This is a genomic window from Streptomyces sp. Ru72 (assembly GCF_002920635.1).
In the GTDB taxonomy this organism is placed as follows: domain Bacteria; phylum Actinomycetota; class Actinomycetes; order Streptomycetales; family Streptomycetaceae; genus Streptomyces.
The window spans coordinates 1-15,060 of the sequence record NZ_PQSR01000144.1; the positions used below are offsets into that span (position 1 = coordinate 1).

Sequence of the window (15,060 nt, forward strand, 5' to 3'; positions counted from 1 at the left end):
ACCCGAACGCGCCTTTCGCGCCCCGGAAGCAGATCGGTTACGGCTGGAACACCTACAACTCCGTCGTCGGCACCGCCGACCTGACGGGGGACGGGAAGGCGGATCTCGTGGCCCGCGACCGTCAGGGCGGCCTGTGGATCTACCGCGGCACCGGCAACGCCTCGGCACCCTTCCTGGCCCGCGCGTCCATCGGCTACGGCTGGAGCATCTACAACTCGCTCATCTGACCAGGACGGAGGCGCGGCACCGCGCGAGGTGCCGCGCCTCCGTCCTCCTGGTGTCCGGTGGCGACCCCACCTAGGCCTGTTGCGAAAGTGGCGTCGTCGCCGAAGCGAGGCAGGCGCCACTTTCGCACAGGCCCTAGCCGAGTTGCGGCGGCAGCGGCGCCGCATGCGTGACGATCAGGCCCGAGACCGCTCGGGTGAGGGCCACGTACAGGCGGCGCAGCCCCGTGCGTTCGTCCGGTTCGCCGTCGACGACGGCCCGCGGTTCGTCGAGGACCACGTAGTCGTACTCGAGACCCTTGGCGAGCGAGGCCGGCACCAGGGTCAGACGGGTCTCGCGGGTGGTCTCCTCACCGGGGGCCAGATACGGGACGCCCGCCGCCGTCAGGGCCTCGGCCAGTGCGGGGATGCGGGCGTCGGCGGCGATCAGACCCGTCGAACCCTCGTTGCGCAGCAACCGCGCGCAGGCGGCGACCACATCGGTGGCCTCCGTGACCGGACGGACCTCGAAGAAGCCGGGGTTCTCGCGGACCGACGCCACCGGCGTCAGACCCGGCGCGATGTGGGGCAGCAGCCGGGAGGCGTACGTGATCACGTCCGTCGGCACGCGGAAACCCGCCGTCAGCTCCTCGATCACCGCCTCCGGCTTCCCGAGGTGGGCGAGCACCTCCTGCCAACTCCGCGTCGCCCAGGGCGTGGTGCCCTGCGCCAGGTCACCGAGCACGGTGGCCGAACCGGTCGTGCAGCGCCGCCCGACCGCCCGGTACTGCATCGGGGAAAGGTCCTGAGCCTCGTCCAGCACCACGTGCCCGAGCGAGTGCGTGCGCTGCACCAGGTCGGTGGCCTCGTCGATCAGCACGGCGTCCGCGGGCGACCACTTGGCGGACTTCACCGACTTGACCGGCTTCGACCAGAGGATCTCCTTCTGCTCGTCCGCGTCGAGGACCCCGGCCGCGTGTTCGGCGAGGAAGTCGGCGTCGGTGAGCAGCCGAAGGACCAGCTTGGCGGGGTCGACGGGCGGCCAGATCGCCCTCACGGCCGCCTTGACGGCCGCGTTGCGGGCCACGGCGTCCTGCACCCGGTCGTCCGGCGCCTCCCCCGAGCGCTCCATCTGGACGAGCACGGTGTGCGCGATCCGCTGCGGCAGGGCGTCGCGGGCGGCGCCGTACCGGATGTCCCGGTCCAGCAACTCCCTGACGATCTCCTCCAGTTCGTACGCCGGTACCCGCCACCGCCGTGAGCCCCGCACCACCACGACGGGCTCGGTGGGCATCGTGACGTGCGAACGGACGGCCCGGCGCAAGACCTCCGCCATGCGCGCGTCGCCCTTGATCACGGCGGCGGCCGCGGTGTCCGTGCCGCGCACCTCGACGTGCGCGACCAGGTCGTCGACCGTCGCCTGCTTGACCTCCAGCTCGCCGAGCGCGGGCAGCACCTGCTCGATGTAGTGCAGGAAGGACTTGTTGGGGCCGATGACGAGCGTCCCGGTGCGGGCCAGGCGCTCGCGGTGGGCGTAGAGGAGGTAGGCGACGCGGTGCAGGCCGACGGCGGTCTTTCCGGTGCCGGGTCCACCCTGGACGCACACGGTCCCGGACAGTCCGGCTCGTACGATCTCGTCCTGCTCGGGCTGGATGGTGGCCACGATGTCGCGCATCGGGCCGACGCGCGGGCGCTCGATCTCCTGCTGGAGCAGTTTGCTCGTGGTGGCGGCCTCGGCGGGGTCGGAGAGGTGTTCGTCCTCGTAGGCGGTGAGGTCCCCGCCCGTGTAGCCGAAGCGGCGGCGCAGCCCGATGTCCATCGGGTCCTTCTTGGAGGCCCGGTAGAACGGCTGGGAGACGGGGGCGCGCCAGTCGATGACCATGGGGTCGCCGTCGGCGTCGTGCACGTGCCGACGCCCGATGTAGAACCGCTCTCCCTCTGCGCCCTCCGCCTGGTCGGCGCCGGGGGCGTGGAGGTAGTCGAGGCGGCCGAAGAAGAGGGGGGTGTGGCTGAGGTCGGCCAGGGCCTTGATGCGTTCCTCGATCTGGCGTGCGAGGACCTCCGCGTTGACCCAGTTCGCGGTGACGTCGCGGATGTCGAGGTTCTCCACGTCCTCGCGCATGGCCCGTAGGGCGGCCCGGGAGGCGGCGAGGTGGGCGCGCTCGCGGGAGAGGGGGTCGGTGTCGGTGTCGGACGGGGTGGTCGGGGTGGACACGGAAAGGTGCCTCCGGGGCGTGGCAAGAAGCCGGGCGGTACAGGTGCGCGTACCGGCGGCCGGCTGCTGCGGTGACGGGTGGCGGTTCTGCCGTCCGGTTTCCGTCCGGACGACGGCTCTCCGTGAGGGGAGGCGGGCAAGAGAGGGGATTCTAGGTGAAGGCCGGATACGGCGGCCAACGGTTTTCCGCCGTGCCGCCCGCCGCCCCAGGGGTGTCGGCCCGGGTGCCCTAGGGGCCGGTGTCCCTCCCGAGTACCAGGCGGGGGCGACTCCAGGGGGAGGCGAGGGCCGTGCAGGTTACGTCCCTGGTCCGACGCCATTCGGGTGGCGCGGATCCACCATGGAGACATGAGCGCTGCAACCTTCACCCCCTCCCGGCACGGGCCGCCGTCCGGCGCGACGGCCCTCGACGGCGACCACCACCGTCACCGCGTCGCCGACGCCCTGCGCGCCGTCAAGGTGTTCCTGGGCGCCGCGGTGGACGTGGTCCTCTTCGGCGAGTACGGCGAGGAGGCGGGCATCCGCCGCCGCCCCTAGGCACCCGGTCCTCTCAGCTCTCCCCGGCCTCGGTCTCCCCGGCCAGGATCTCGTCCGCGTCCACGATCCGGTACGCGTACCCCTGTTCCGCCAGGAAGCGCTGGCGGTGGGCCGCGAAGTCCTGGTCGATCGTGTCCCGGGCGACGACCGAGTAGAAGTGGGCCTGGTGGCCGTCGGCCTTGGGACGCAGCACCCGTCCCAGCCGCTGAGCCTCCTCCTGCCGCGATCCGAAGGTCCCCGACACCTGGATGGCGACCGTCGCCTCCGGCAGGTCGATGGAGAAGTTCGCGACCTTCGAGACGACGAGCACGCTGATCTCGCCCTGGCGGAAGGCGTCGAAGAGCTTCTCGCGCTGCGCGTTGGACGTCTCGCCCTTGATGACGGGCGCGCCCAGGTGCTCACCCAGCTCGTCCAACTGGTCGATGTACTGCCCGATGACGAGGATCTGCTGCCCGGCGAACCGCCTGACCAGCGCCTCGGTCACCTTCCGCTTGGTGTCGGTGGTCGCGCAGTAGCGGTACTTCTCCTCGGTCTCGGCGGTGGCGTAGGCGAGGCGCTCGGAGTCGGTGAGGTTCACCCGCACCTCCACGCAGTCCGCGGGCGCGATGTACCCCTGGGCCTCGATCTCCTTCCACGGCGCGTCGAACCGCTTGGGCCCGATCAGGGAGAACACGTCCGACTCGCGGCCGTCCTCCCGCACCAGCGTCGCCGTCAGCCCGAGCCGCCGCCGCGCCTGCAGGTCCGCCGTGAACTTGAAGACGGGCGCGGGCAGCAGGTGCACCTCGTCGTAGACGATGAGCCCCCAGTCGCGGGAGTCGAACAGCTCCAGGTGCGGGTAGATGCCCTTCCGCTTGGTGGTGAGGACCTGGTAGGTGGCGATGGTGACCGGCCGGATCTCCTTCCTGGTCCCCGAGTACTCGCCGATCTCGTTCTCGGTGAGCGAGGTCCGCTTCACCAGTTCGTGCTTCCATTGGCGTGCGGAGACGGTGTTGGTGACGAGGATCAGGGTGGTCGCCTTGGCCTGCGCCATGGACCCGGCGCCGACCAGGGTCTTCCCGGCGCCGCAGGGCAGGACGACGACACCGCTGCCGCCGTGCCAGAAGTTCTCCACGGCCTGCTTCTGGTAGGGCCGCAGTGCCCAGCCGTCCTCGCGCAGCTCGATGGGGTGCGCCTCGCCGTCCACGTACCCGGCGAGGTCCTCGGCCGGCCAGCCCAGCTTCAGCAGCACCTGCTTGATCTGCCCGCGCTCGGAGGGGTGCACGGCGACGGTGTCCTGGTCGATCCGGGCCCCGACCAGCGGAGCGATCCGCTTGGAGCGCAGCACCTCCTCAAGGACGGGCCGGTCGGTGGTACTCAGGACCAGCCCGTGGGCCGGGTGCTTGCTGAGGGTCAGCCGCCCGTACCGGTCCATGGTGTCGGCGATGTCGACGAGCAGCGCGTGCGGCACCGGATACCGGCTGTACTGCACGAGCGCGTCCACGACCTGCTCGGCGTCGTGCCCCGCGGCGCGCGCGTTCCACAGGCCGAGCGGGGTCACGCGGTAGGTGTGGATGTGCTCGGGCGCCCGTTCCAGCTCGGCGAACGGCGCGATGGCCCGACGGCAGTCGTCGGCCTGCTCGTGCTCGACTTCGAGGAGCAGGGTCTTGTCGGACTGGACGATCAGCGGACCATTCACGCGCGCACCCTTTCGCTACGGCCATACGCTGCGGCCAAACGTCCAGTGTGCCTCATGCAGGGACGATCACGGCCGGCCTCACCGGAAGGATCACTGCTGGTCGTCCGCGAGTTCCGCGACCCCCGTGACCCGGTGCAGGGGGTAGGTGCGGACCTCGTCCGCCGTGTGGTCGTACGCCGTCACGAAGCCGCCCTCCACGCGGATGGGGGCGATGACGCGCTGGCTGGCGGCGCCCTCGGCGTTGACGTAGCCGATCCACAGGGACTCGCCGGTGAGCACGGCGGCCTGCACGGTGGCGAGGGTCTCGGCGGAGGTGGTGCGCGGCAGGTCGCCTCCTGCGGTGGGGGCGCCGGTGGGTTTGCGGGGGGCCGTGGAGGCCAGGTCGCCGGCGCGGATGGCGCGCAGGGCGGCCGTGAGGAGGGTGGCGTCCGGGGTCGGCGGGCCGTCCGGGACCGGCTCGGGCGGGGTGCGCGGCGGGGTGCGGTGGGCGTGGGCGCGGGTGATCAGGACGTCGCCCTCTGCGGACTCGGCGGCCGGGGCGAGCCCCATGGCGCGCAGCCCCTCCAGGAGGGTCGCCGGGTCGGTCTGCGCGGCCAGGACGGTCGGGGCAAGGCGGCGCAGGCGCAGCGCGGCCGAACGCCGGTCGGCGAGGATCTCGCCCAGCAGGGCGTCGTCGTCGCAGCGCACATACGCCGAGGCGGCGCCGACGCGCAGGTGGCCGTGCTTCCGCGCGACGTCGTCGATCAGATAGGCCAGCGGCTGCGGGACCGGCGTGCGGGAGTGGGAGGCGAGGAAGGCGTGCAGGTCGGACGCGGTGCGGCCGGCGTCCAGGGCGCGGCGGACGGAGGCGGGGGTGAAGCGGTAGACGGTCGCGCCGCCCTTCGACTCCACCTCGGCGAGCACGCCGAGCACGTCGGCCAGCGGGCGCTGCAACGGGCCGGGGGCCACCGCCGTGAGGTCCGCCTGCAACAGGACGTGGTCCAGCGGTGCGGGCAGCAGCGGGGCGAGCAGGCGGGCGGCGCGGGAGGCGGCCGCGGCCTGCTCGGCGGGGGTGAGGGGCGGGCGGGGCGCGGCGGGCCGGTGGTGCTGCCGGTGGACGGGGAGTTTGTCGCCGGGGCCGGTCGCGGCGGGCTCGACGGCAGGAGCGTGACCGGAGGGCTCCCCGATCAGGGCGCGGCCGTGGGCGGACAGGGCGCCGCGGCCGGTGACGCCGAGGAGTTCCGCTTCGGACAGGGTCCACTGGGCGAGGCGGGTGCGCAGGTCGTCGGACGGGGGCTGGGTGGCGGCGGACTGCACGGCCGCGGGCTGGGTGCCGCGCGGGGGCCGCTCCCAGCGCAGCCGGGCCAGGATCGACTCGGGGGTGGCCGAGGCGCCTTCCGGCAATCCGGCGAGCAGAGTCAGGACCCGGTGGCGGACCTCGGGCGCGGACGAGCGGTCGAGACCGGGGCCGAGCGCGGACAGGGCGCGGTCCTTGGCGTCCCGTCCGCCGACCAGACCGGAGGTGCGGGTTGCGGCCAGCCAGGCGGTGGCGAGCCGGGTCCACCGCTCGGCGGCGGGGCGTTCCAGCCACTCGTCGTAGGCCGGGGTGGCCGCGTACCGCTCGTCGGCCTCGCCGTCCGAGGCCAGCAGGCCCGCCGCGTGGGCGAGTTCCACCCAGAAGGCCGCGACGGGCTCGGGCACGTCGAGGGCGACGGCCGTCCGCTTCAGATCCCGCACGCTGAGCCCGCCGGCCCGCAGCACGGCCGGCCCGCCCTCGTCCCAGTCCTTCAGCAGCTCCTCGACGGTGGCGAGCGCCGTGTACGCCTGACCGGCCGCGGTCGCGTCCACGACCTGTGGACGGTGCGTGGCGGCGGGCTCCACGGCAGGCGGCAGCGGCTCGGGGTGGCGATGCGCGCGCCCGGACCGCAGATGGAGGGCGACTTCACGGGGGAGTACCACGGTGCCGGGTGCCGTGGGCAGCAGCAGACCGCGGTCGAGGAGCCAGCGCAGACGCGGGGCGGGGTCCGGGGTGACCTGCCCGTACGGTGGCCCCCACACCAGCCGGTGGAGCACCTCGAGGGACTCGGCGGGGGCCGTGGCGAGGAGCGCGGCCATACGGGCGCGGTCGCTGAAGAGGCCGGTGAGCGAGGAGACGGCGGACACGGCGTCGTGCGTCGTCGGTAGCCCGACGGTGGTGATGATCTCCTGGATCCGTCCCGGGGACATGCCGGCGGTGGCCTCGGCGACGGTGGGGCCGAGTCCGGTGGGGGAGGGGTGCTGCGGGGTGGGGGCGAGCAGCTCGCGGGCGGTGCGGACGAGGTGGAGCCGGTCGTCGGTGCCCCACACGAGGGCCTGCTCGCGCAGGGTGGCGAGAGCGTGGGGGACGGCATCGGCGACCACGGGATCGGCTTCGGCGCCGCCGTCACCGGTCATGAGCTGGAGGAGTTCGCCGGACGACGCCGGGTCCCCGGCCACGGCGAGTGCCTCCGCCGTCTGCTGGGCGAACCGGTCGAGGCGCTCCAGCGCGCGGATGACGCTCGCGCGGGTGGCGGCGCGGGTGGCGAGCTGGGTGAGGTCCGTGGGGACCGGGGTGATCAGGTCCGGACGCGCGCGGAGGAGGGCGGCCAGGGAGGCGTCGTCCCGGGCGCGCAGGGATTCGGCAAGCGAACGGGGCGCACCGGTGCCGGTGGCTTCCTTGCGTGAGCGCTCCTCGGTCGTCATCCGGTCAACGGTAGCGGGTGCGACGGCGCCGAGGCGTGCCCCGGCGAGGCAACCGAGCGGACCCCGCCCCCGCCGCCCACCCGCGATCAGCCCCAGCGGCCGGCCGTGTGGCACTCGTCCGAGCCGCTGGGGGGTGGGGGCGGAGTCCCTTGGAGGGGCGCGGGGAACTGCGCGATCAGCCACCTGCGGCCCGCAGTGTGGCACTCGCTCGAGCCGCTGGGGGGTTGCGGGCGGGGCCCCTTGGAGGGGCGCGGGGAACTGCGCGATCAGCCGATTGCGGCCGGCAGCAGGGCACTCGCCGGAGCCACCCCTTCTTCGGGCCGGAGGCCGACGGGGGCTGGGGGCGGAGCCCCCGGAGCGCGGTTCGCCCCGGTACGGTACGGGGAAGATGCGGCGCCACCCCGGAGGGGCTTCGTGGGGATTGAGAGCGATCAGCTCGTCTTCGACTATCTGAGCCGGGTCGGAGACGTGGCCCAACAGCGCCAGTTGCCGTCGGCCGCGCGCATGCGCCTCGTGTCCGAGTTGCGGAACGAGATCGACCAGCGGCGGGCGAAGGCCGCCGTCGACAGCCCCACGGCCGTCCGCCGGATCCTCGCCCGGCTCGGCACCCCCGACGAGGTCGTCGCCGCGGCGTCCGCCGACGCCCCCGCCGGCGCCGCCGACAGCCGTCCCGCCTCCGTCCCCCTCCAGCGGGTGAACGGAGAGGCGGACGGCACGGACGACCGCCCCAGGGGCCTGCGCCGGGTCGTGCCCCGGCCCCGCCCGGCCGATCCACCGCCCGCCGACACCTCCCGGAACGCTCCTTCCCCACCCCACCTGGCCGGTGCCCACGAGCTCGGCGACAGCGCCACCCGGCCCGACTGGTGGCGGGTCGACGGCGGGCCCGGCGGTGCGTTCGAGGCCGGTGACGGCGTCCCCGGGTTCGTCGGCGGAGTGGAGATCCCCGAGCTGCTGAAGCCGCCGCCGCGTGACCCGAAGCCGAAGCCGGAGACGGGGCCGAAGGAACCGGAGCCGGTACCGGCCGTGGAGGCCGTCCCCGCCGCCGAGGGGACCGAAGCCGCCCCTGACCGCCGTCTGCGGCGTCTGACGGGGTGGCACAATCCGCTGCTGCTCCTCGCGGCCGGTCTCCTCGTCGCCGGCGCCGTGCTCGGCAACTGGATCGCTCTCGGCCTCGGCTGGCTCATCGCCTGGGCCTCCCGTCGGCTGACCCCCACCGAGTCCAAGTGGGCGGTCATGGGTATGCCCGGCCTGGTCGCCGCCGCCGGCATCGTCTGGCTGTGGGGCCGCACGGACGGCCGCTGGGGCACCCCCGTCCCGGAGGGCCACATGAACGACGCGATCGCCCAGACCTGGCCGTGGGTGGTCCGCGGCGCCGCCGTCGCCTCGGCCCTGTTCCTGGTCTGGCGCTCACAGCGCCGCCGGTGACAGCACAAAGGCCCCGGCTCACCGCTCGGGTTCCAGGAGCCGGGGCCGCTGCGTACTCATCGCTGTGCGATTGCTCGGTCGCGATGACTCGTCCTCCTCTACTCCTCCGCCTCTCTACTCCTCCGTGGTGGTGTCTTCGCTCCCGCTCCCCTCCGCCGTGGCGGTTTCGGGTGCTTCAGCCCCGGTCTCCTCGGCGGTGGTGGTCGCGGGTTCTTCGGTCGTGGTCTCCTCGGTCGCGGGGGCGGCGGGCTCCTCAGCTCCGGTCTCCTCGGTCGCGGAGGTGGCGGGTTCTTCGGTCCCGGTCTCCCCGGCCGTGGTTGCGGACTCATCAGTCCCGCTTTCCTCGGCTGCGGGGGCGGCGGGTTCCTCAGCCCCGGTCTCCCCGGTCTCCTCGGTCGACGTGGTCGCCTCGGGCCCTTCCGTCCCGGTGTCCGCCGCCTCGGCGGTCGGCTCTTCACCTTCGGCAGGGCCGGACCCGGTTGTGGCCGGCGTCTGCTCGGGGGTGGTCTCCGCCTCTGTCCCTTCGGCGGCAGTGGGCTCCTGCTCGGTGTCGCTCACGTGCTCACCGCCTTCCCGTGCTGACAAGCAGGAAGAGGCTCGGGTGGTCGTCCCGTCGGACGACCGTCGTGATACGGAATTCACTAATCATGATGTCACCGATGGGATGATTTGGGCCCTTTGGGCTTGTTTTCCCCTGGGACAATCGCCGATATGACTTCTCGCGCCCTCACCGTCGGCTTCGACCTCGACATGACGCTGATCGACTCCCGGCCCGGAATCCACGCCTGTTACCAGGCACTCTCCGCCCGGACCGGCACGTACATCGACGCCGACCTGGCCGTCACCCGGCTCGGGCCGCCGCTCGCGGATGAGCTCGCGAACTGGTTCCCGGCGGAGGAGATCGACGCCGTGGCCGACCTCTACCGTGAGATGTACCCCGCCATCGCCATCGCGGCGACGCCCGCCCTGCCCGGCGCCCGGGAGGCGATCGACGCCGTACGGTCGGCCGGCGGGCGCGCGATCGTCGTCACCGCCAAGTACGAGCCCAACGCCAAGCTGCACCTGGAGCACCTCGGCATCGAACCCGACGCGGTCATCGGCGACCTGTGGGCCGAGCGCAAGGCGGAGGCCCTGCTCGACCACGGCGCGGCGGTCTACGTCGGCGACCACACGGGCGACGTACGCGGCGCGCGTACGGCGGGGGCGCACTCCGTCGCCGTCGCCACGGGCCCCTGCGACGCCGACGAGCTGCGGGCAGCGGGCGCGGACGTGGTCCTCGCCGACCTCACCGAGTTCCCGGCCTGGCTCGCGGCGTACCGGGCTCGGTAGCGACCCGATACCGCTACCGCTGCTCCACTCCGCGCGCCCGCCTGCGCCCCTGAGCGATCGACTGGAGCACACCGGCCCCCGCCATCAGGAAGCCCACGCCCATGAGCATGCACAGGCCGTACATGTACGTCGGGAAAGGCTTCGTCCCCAGCAGCAGCGGGGCCACGGTGACCAAAGTGGACACGGCCCCCAGGAAGAACACGATGGCACCGGCACGGATCAGCCGGTCGCCGGCCGCGGCGGAATTCGCTTGGGTTTTGTCACGCACCGGACCAGGGTAGTTCCCACCGCGAGGAACCACTCGGCGACGTCTTGTCACCGGCCCCCGGACCATTAGCCTTGGTACCGGCGGGTCCACGCGGCCCGCTGCAGTGCTCTCCAGAGCCGTTTTCCGAAAAACTTTGCAGACGCAGTTTCCGACGAGTACGAGGACGAGGACAGACGTGCCTACCGGCAAGGTCAAGTGGTTCAACAGCGAGAAGGGCTTCGGCTTTCTCTCCCGCGACGACGGCGGCGACGTCTTCGTCCATTCCTCGGTTCTCCCCGCCGGAGTGGATTCCCTGAAGCCGGGACAGCGCGTGGAGTTCGGAGTGGTCGCCGGCCAGCGCGGCGACCAGGCGCTGTCCGTCACCCTTCTGGAGCCGACCCCCTCGGTCGCCGCCGCCCAGCGCAAGAAGCCGGACGAACTGGCCTCCATCGTCCAGGACCTGACGACTCTCCTCGAGAACATCACCCCGATGCTCGAGAAGGGCCGCTACCCCGACAAGGCCTCCGGCAAGAAGATCGCGGGCCTGCTGCGCGCGGTCGCCGACCAGTTGGACGTCTGACCACGCGCACAGGGCACCGGCCCCGTCAGGGGAACGCGAGCGCATTCGGGCCGAGGGGCGGTACCAGCCCCTCGGCCGCCGCGCGTGTGAGCAGACCGCGGACCGCCGCGTAGCCGTCCTCGCCCAGGTCGGCCGTGAACTCGTTGACGTACAGGCCGATGTGCTGGTCCGCCACCGCCGGGTCCATCTCCTGCGCGTGCTCCATGACGTACGGGCGTGAGATCTCGGGGTCGTCCCAGGCCGCCCGCACGGACGTGCGGATCGAATCCGCGAGCAGCTTCAGCGCGTCCGCGCCCAGCGACCGCCTGGCGATGATCGCGCCCAGCGGGATCGGCAGGCCGGTGGTGTCCTCCCAGTGCTCGCCCATGTCCGCGAGCTTGTGCAGAGCGTAGTTCTGGTACGTGAACCGCGCCTCGTGGATGACCAGCCCGGCGTCCACCTTCCCGTCCCGCACGGCCGGCATGATCTCGTGGAAGGGCATGACCACGATCTCCCCGACTCCGCCGGGCACCGTGTCCGCCGCCCAGAGCCGGAACAGCAGGTACGCCGTCGACTTCTCGCTCGGCACCGCGACCGTCCGGCCGGTGAGGTCGAGGTCCGGCTCCCGTGTGAGCACCAGCGGCCCGCAGCCCCGCCCCAGCGCGCCCCCGCAGGGCAGCAGTGCGTACTCGTCCAGGACGTAGGGCAGGACGGCGTACGACACCTTCAGCACGTCGAGCTCCCCGCGCTCGGCCATCCCGTTGGTGATGTCGATGTCGGCGAACCTCACATCGAGCTCCGGGGCGCCGGGCACGCGGCCGTGGGCGAGGGCGTCGAAGACGAACGTGTCGTTCGGGCAGGGGGAGTAGGCGATCTTCAGGGGCTCGGCGGATGCGGTCATGCTGCCTCCCAACTCTTTAATACGGGCGCTAGCTTCCCGAAGCCCTCCGCGAGGGCCGTGAGCGCGTCACCGATGCGCCAGGCGGCGCGGTCGCGCGGGCCGACCGGGTTGGAGACGGCCCGGACCTCCACGACGGGCGTGCCGTGCGCGGCGGCCGCCTCCGCGACCCCGAACCCCTCCATCGCCTCCGCGAGCGCCCGCGGATGCCGGGCACGCAGCTCGGCGGCGCGGGCGGCGCTGCCGGTCACGGTGGAGACGGTGAGCACGGTCCCGGCCGGCGCCCCGGTGGCGGCGACGAGCTCTCGTACGAGTGATTCCGGCGGCCGGTGGCTGACGGTCCCGAAGCCGAGTTCGGTGACCGGCAGGAAGCCGTCCCCGGTCTCGGCGCCGAGGTCGGCGGCCACGATGTCGTCGGCGACGACGAGCGAGCCGACGGGCGCGTCGGGCGTGAAGCCGCCCGCGATGCCGGCGGAGACGACCAGGCCGTAGGGGGTGCCGCCGAGGGCGGCGGCGGTGAGCGCGGCGGCGGTGGAGGCGGCGGCGAGGGCGGGGCCCACCCCGGCGGCGAGCAGGTCGTAGGCGCCGGTGCGGTGCAGGGTCACCCCGGGGAGCCGTACCTCGGCGGCCGGGGATGCGAAGGCCCTGGCCACCGCGTCCCGTTCCACGGGAACAGCGGTGGCCACCAGGACCCGTGCGGGGGAGGACGTGATCAGGAGGCCTTCTCGAGCTTGAAGGACCACAGCCCCGTCACCTTGCTCTCGCCCTCCTTGATGGAGACGAGCGTGGAGTTGCCGCTCGCCCCGTACTGGGCGTTGAAGAACACGCTGCCCGGGATCGTGCGGTAGGTCTTGGTGCTGGACTCGGTCAGCGGCTGGCCGTTCATCAGGATGGTCCAGCCCTTGTCCGCGATGGCCGGGTCGACGCCGAAGCGGACCGTCTCGTCGGGGTCGACCTTGATCGACTTGATGTCCTTCGACTTCAGGCACTTCGCCAGGTCGGCGGAGGGGACTTCCTTGCCGTCGTTGTAGCAGTCGGTCTGGGAGCTCACCGAGTTCGTGCCGACCGTGATGGTCGCCAGCGGCGACGGCTTCTCACAGGCGGACAGCAGGAGCAGTCCGGCGGAAACGGCGCCGAAGGCGGCTACGGCGCGACGGGAACGCAGTGCGGTCATGGCCGAAGGCTATCGGGCACGGCCGGAGCGCCCCCCACGCGGGGTGGACGACGTGCCGCCCGCTCCCGCGATCAGGCTCCGCGCACCCGGGCCGGGGCCGTGCCCTCGCGCCGTGCAGAGGCCAGCAGCGCCCGTACCGTCGGCAGCCAGCCCGCCGCGACGATCGCCGCGCCGACCGAGAGCCCCAGCACCCCGTTGAGGGGGAGCACGATCCCGATCGCCCCGCCCAGCACCCATGCCATCTGCAACAAGGTCTCCGAGCGCGCGAACGCCGACGTACGCACCAGCTCCGGCACGTCCCGCTGGATCAGCGCGTCCAGTGCCAGCTTGGCGAGCGCCTGCGCGAACCCGGCGACCGCCGCCAGGCACGCGACCAGGAACGCTCCGAAGAACACGGCCCCGGTGATCGCCGCGCCCAGCACGATCGCCACCACCGTCACGATGATCACTTCCGGTGCGCGCGACCTCAGCCAGGCACCGACGGCCGTACCCAGCGCGTTGCCCGCGCCCGCCGCGACGCCCACGATGCCCAGCGACACCGCCGCGCTCTCCCCGGTGAGCGGGTGCTCGCGCAGCAGGAAGGCGAGGAAGAAGATCAGGAAGCCGGACAGACAGCGCAGGGCGGCGTTGGCGGCCAGGGCGTGGATGACGGCGGGGCCCACGGTGCGCAGCCCGGGCCGGCGCGAGGCCGCCCTGCGCTCGGGGCCGTGCAGATGCTCCTCGTCCGAGGCGAGCAGCGCACGGTCCTCCCCCTTCGCCGAGTCGACCTTCGGCGGGAGCGAGAAGGACAGGAACGTCCCCGCGACGAACAGCACGAAGGCGCCGTACAGCGGCCAGCCGGGACCGACGGCGTGCAGCGCGGCCCCGACCGGGGCGGCCAGCCCGGTGGCGAGCAGGCCGCCGAGGGTGACCCGGGAGTTGGCCTTCACCAGGGAGAAGTGGGGCGGCAGCAGCCGGGGCACCACGGCGCTGCGGACGACGCCGTACGCCTTCGACGCGACGAGGACGCCGAGCGCCGCCGGGTACAGCTCCAGGCTTCCGCTCGCCACCGCCCCCGAGATGATCAGCGCGAGCAGGGCGCGGGCGAGCATAGCGCCCGCCATCGCGGCCCGCCGGCCGTGCGGGAGACGGTCGAGGAGGGGACCGATCACGGGGGCGAGCACCGTGAACGGCGCCATGGTGATGGCGAGGTAGAGCGCGACGCGCCCGCGGGCCTCGTCGGTCGGCACGGAGAAGAAGACGGTGGAGGCGAGGGCGACGGTGATCATGACGTCGCCCGCGCCGTTCACGGCGTGCAGTTCGATCAGCTTGCCGAGGCCGGACTCGCCCGCGCCGTGCGCGTGCGTGGCCTTCCGGATGCCGCGGGCGACACCGGTGAGCGGACGGCGGACGGCACGGCCGACCGCGCGGACGGACCCGCCGAACCGGCCCGAACCGCCACCTCGGCTGTGCCCCCCGACCCCACCGACCCCGGCGGTTCCCTGGGACGACCTCGCGGCTGCCACCCCGTCATAGTGCCCCGTGAAGCGCGGGTGTAGTGCCGTTACCGCGCGTACGGGATCGACGGGTGTCGTCCCGGGGGTGTGCCGCGCCCGCCCGAGGGGGCCGCGGGGACAGGTCCGGAACGGCATGCGGAAGGCCGGGCTCCGGGAAAGGGCGGCGACTCGGTGTGGGCCGCAGGGCCCGGAGAGGGTAGCGTGCGTAGCGCGCCGTGGCGATTGTTCTCGGCCGCGCGCCTGAAATCCATCCCGCAGAATGGATGGTGTGGGTGCGCCCGAGCGCGATCGGGCGCGGACGTCGACGCGGCCCTCAGGTCCGCTCCGTCCGCACCCAGCCGAGAAAGGGCGCACCCGTGAGACGGCGTAGGAGAGAAGCGATACCTGTGAGCGCGACAACGCGAAGCCGCACCCCCGACCGCCTGTGCGCCGAGGCGGTCGACCTCGCCCGCACCGCCGCCGAGGAGGCCGCCGCGCCCGGCGTCGTCGGCGAGCACGCCGGGATGGTCTCCGAGGGTGACCGCGTTGTCACGCACTTCTTCGAGTGCAAGGAACTGGGGTACCGGGGCTGGCGCTGGGCGGTGACGGTCGCGCGGGCCTCG

At 73.1% G+C, this 15,060-nt stretch carries 15 protein-coding genes; 6 read left to right on the top strand and 9 right to left on the bottom strand.

Translation table 11 applies throughout. The annotated features are described in order from the left end of the window. Positions 1-227, top strand: a 227-nt coding sequence (locus tag C3488_RS40940) for a VCBS repeat-containing protein (protein ID WP_181139343.1), incomplete at its 5' end; no start/stop codon positions are given. 133 nt (positions 228-360) lie between these two features. Here C3488_RS40940 and C3488_RS36395 read toward each other — a convergent pair. Then, complete coding sequence (locus C3488_RS36395) at positions 361-2,325, bottom strand: UvrD-helicase domain-containing protein (protein ID WP_258053868.1); 1,965 nt, start codon at positions 2,323-2,325, stop codon at positions 361-363. A 441-nt stretch (positions 2,326-2,766) separates the two neighbouring features. Between C3488_RS36395 and C3488_RS36400 the strand changes: the two genes are divergently transcribed. After that, positions 2,767-2,955 (top strand): hypothetical protein, encoded by a 189-nt coding sequence (locus C3488_RS36400; RefSeq protein ID WP_103845147.1) that lies wholly within the window; start codon positions 2,767-2,769, stop codon positions 2,953-2,955. A 13-nt stretch (positions 2,956-2,968) separates the two neighbouring features. Here the strand turns inward: C3488_RS36400 and C3488_RS36405 are convergent, their stop codons facing one another. Then, on the bottom strand, positions 2,969-4,630 hold the full coding sequence (locus tag C3488_RS36405) for a DNA repair helicase XPB (protein WP_103845148.1): 1,662 nt from the start codon (positions 4,628-4,630) through the stop codon (positions 2,969-2,971). Between the two features lie 90 nt (positions 4,631-4,720). Next, the gene (locus C3488_RS36410; RefSeq protein ID WP_103845149.1) at positions 4,721-7,330 is read right to left on the bottom strand and encodes a helicase C-terminal domain-containing protein; all 2,610 of its coding nucleotides are present in this window, start codon (positions 7,328-7,330) and stop codon (positions 4,721-4,723) included. A 414-nt stretch (positions 7,331-7,744) separates the two neighbouring features. Here C3488_RS36410 and C3488_RS36415 point away from each other — a divergent pair, with 414 nt between their 5' ends. Continuing rightward, positions 7,745-8,755, top strand: coding sequence for a hypothetical protein (locus tag C3488_RS36415; RefSeq protein WP_103845150.1), 1,011 nt, complete (start codon positions 7,745-7,747; stop codon positions 8,753-8,755). Positions 8,756-8,869: 114 nt separating this feature from the next. Here C3488_RS36415 and C3488_RS36420 read toward each other — a convergent pair whose 3' ends face one another. Further along, positions 8,870-9,313 (bottom strand): hypothetical protein, encoded by a 444-nt coding sequence (locus C3488_RS36420; RefSeq protein WP_103845151.1) that lies wholly within the window; start codon positions 9,311-9,313, stop codon positions 8,870-8,872. A 153-nt stretch (positions 9,314-9,466) separates the two neighbouring features. Here C3488_RS36420 and C3488_RS36425 point away from each other — a divergent pair, with 153 nt between their 5' ends. After that, positions 9,467-10,084 (top strand): HAD family hydrolase, encoded by a 618-nt coding sequence (locus C3488_RS36425; protein ID WP_103845152.1) that lies wholly within the window; start codon positions 9,467-9,469, stop codon positions 10,082-10,084. Between the two features lie 13 nt (positions 10,085-10,097). Here C3488_RS36425 and C3488_RS36430 read toward each other — a convergent pair whose 3' ends face one another. After that, positions 10,098-10,352, bottom strand: coding sequence for a hypothetical protein (locus tag C3488_RS36430; protein WP_103845153.1), 255 nt, complete (start codon positions 10,350-10,352; stop codon positions 10,098-10,100). Positions 10,353-10,527: 175 nt separating this feature from the next. Between C3488_RS36430 and C3488_RS42450 the strand changes: the two genes are divergently transcribed. Continuing rightward, positions 10,528-10,911: a cold-shock protein gene (locus C3488_RS42450; RefSeq protein ID WP_103845154.1), complete on the top strand. Its 384-nt coding sequence runs from the start codon at positions 10,528-10,530 to the stop codon at positions 10,909-10,911. A gap of 25 nt (positions 10,912-10,936) precedes the next feature. Here the strand turns inward: C3488_RS42450 and C3488_RS36440 are convergent, their stop codons facing one another. From C3488_RS36440 to C3488_RS36455, 4 genes are all read right to left on the bottom strand, one after another. After that, positions 10,937-11,791: a 1,4-dihydroxy-6-naphthoate synthase gene (locus C3488_RS36440; RefSeq protein ID WP_103845155.1), complete on the bottom strand. Its 855-nt coding sequence runs from the start codon at positions 11,789-11,791 to the stop codon at positions 10,937-10,939. After that, positions 11,788-12,531 (bottom strand): futalosine hydrolase, encoded by a 744-nt coding sequence (locus C3488_RS36445; RefSeq protein ID WP_103845156.1) that lies wholly within the window; start codon positions 12,529-12,531, stop codon positions 11,788-11,790. The genes C3488_RS36440 and C3488_RS36445 overlap by 4 nt, the downstream gene beginning before the upstream one ends. Next, on the bottom strand, positions 12,501-12,962 hold the full coding sequence (locus C3488_RS36450; protein ID WP_103845157.1) for a DUF2771 domain-containing protein: 462 nt from the start codon (positions 12,960-12,962) through the stop codon (positions 12,501-12,503). The genes C3488_RS36445 and C3488_RS36450 overlap by 31 nt, the downstream gene beginning before the upstream one ends. Before the next feature lie 71 nt (positions 12,963-13,033). Beyond that, positions 13,034-14,467, bottom strand: coding sequence for an MFS transporter (locus C3488_RS36455; RefSeq protein ID WP_103845158.1), 1,434 nt, complete (start codon positions 14,465-14,467; stop codon positions 13,034-13,036). A 377-nt stretch (positions 14,468-14,844) separates the two neighbouring features. Between C3488_RS36455 and C3488_RS36460 the strand changes: the two genes are divergently transcribed. Next, the coding region (locus C3488_RS36460; RefSeq protein ID WP_146068001.1) for a DUF3027 domain-containing protein at positions 14,845-15,060 on the top strand (216 nt) is incomplete at its 3' end.